The following is a 1,609-nucleotide window of genomic DNA, read 5'->3' on the forward strand; positions in this document are numbered from 1 at the left end:
GGGACGGAGAGGCGGATCGGCGTCGGAAGCTGCGGACGCCGGAACACCTCAAGGCGCTAATGGACGCTCAGAAGAACTACACGTCGGCCCGGTCTCTGGCGGCCCGCGCCAAGACGGCACGGACGGCCGCGCGCAAGGACACCAAGAACCCGTTGGCTGTTCAGCGGCGGGCGGCTCGGACTGCGGACAAGGCCGCGCGGAAGGGCCGGAGCACGGCCCGGACTGACCTGAAGGCAGCGCGCACGCAGTACCCGGCGGCGGACTGGGCGATGTGGCCCGGGGCGGTGTCGGTCGGCCTGGTGGCCGCGCACGTCGGCTCGCTGTGGCTGGGCCGCCGGTCGGTCACGGTGACCGTGGACGATGGTGCGACGGACGATGAACGGCGCCTGCTGGAGCGGCTGGACCCGTCGTACTGGGTCGAGCACGCATCGGATCGCGGACTGGGCGGCACGGTGACAGGCACGCCCCAGCTCGGGCAGGCGGGCATCACGTGCGCTGTGCGGCTCGACGGCACGTGGGACGTGCCGAAGTTGGCGGCGATGGAGCGGCAGATCCGGGCCCTGCTTGGGTGCCGGACCGATCTTCAGCTCCGCATTGCGGAGGGCGACAGCGGGGGTTGGGCGGTGCTCCTGCTCGGCACGCGGTCAGCGATCGACGGGGCGTCGCTGCTGTGGACCCCGGAGCGTGCGGGCATCGGTCTGGACACAGCCACGGGTGAGGTGGTCACGCTCCCCCACGGGCGGAAGCTGATCGCCGGTACGTCGGGTGCGGGAAAGAGCGTGCTGTTGCGGGCGATCCTCGCGCCCTACGCCCTCGACCCGCTGACGGCCGTGGTCTACATCGACGCCAAGGGGGAGGAATCCGGGTTGTGGGCGCACTGCGCCCGGGAGGCCATCGACCCCGAGGACATCGCGGAGGTCGTCGCGGAGCTGGTGGCGGAGATGCTGGCCCGCCGGGACGAGATGCGGGCCCGGAAGATCGCCACCTGGGTGGCCACGCCGGAACGGCCCCGGCTGGTGGTCCTGGTGGACGAGGGGGCGGACCTGATGAGCATGGACTCCAAGGCCACCCCGATCATCCCGGGGGCGGAGCAGATCGCCCGTCAGGGCCGGTCACGGCTGGTGGATCTCCTGTGGTGCACGCAGAAGCCGACCGTGGGCGACGGCATCCCCAGCCAGATCATCGGCAACATGTCGGTGCGGGTCACGCTCCAGACGGCCGGGCAGACGGAGACCCAGCAGGTCATGGGCAAGGGCTGGCAGAACCACATGCTCCCCGGCCCGGGGCTGGCCTACGTCCGGGGCACCGGCCGGGAGATGGACCAGTCGCCCGTGGCGGTGTGGGACGCGTCGGCCGACGAGCTGGTGACCGGACTCCCGGAACGGACGCCATGGCGGCGCGGGGTGGCCGCCCCCGCGCACGCGGCCCCGGTCGCGACCGGTCGCCCGACCCTCGCCCTGGTGAAGGACACGGACGTGCCCGGCCCCCGCGAGGAGTCGGCCGCGGCTTCGCTGAATGGTGCCGACACGGCGGTCCTCACCGCCGTTCGCACAGCGGGCGGTTCGGTCCGGCAGAAGCACGTGGTGGAGTCCTCCGGGCTCGCCAAGGG

The 1,609-nt window shown here is 72.5% G+C and carries 1 protein-coding gene; it reads left to right on the forward strand.

Features of this window, described 5'->3' with window-relative positions; translation table 11 throughout:
• Positions 1 to 59 precede the first annotated feature (59 nt).
• Positions 60 to 1,609: FtsK/SpoIIIE domain-containing protein (locus ACFC02_RS42575; protein WP_376368410.1), on the forward strand; the 1,550-nt coding region annotated here is incomplete at its 3' end.

This window comes from Streptomyces sp. NPDC056160 (assembly GCF_042268205.1).
GTDB lineage: Bacteria > Actinomycetota > Actinomycetes > Streptomycetales > Streptomycetaceae > Streptomyces.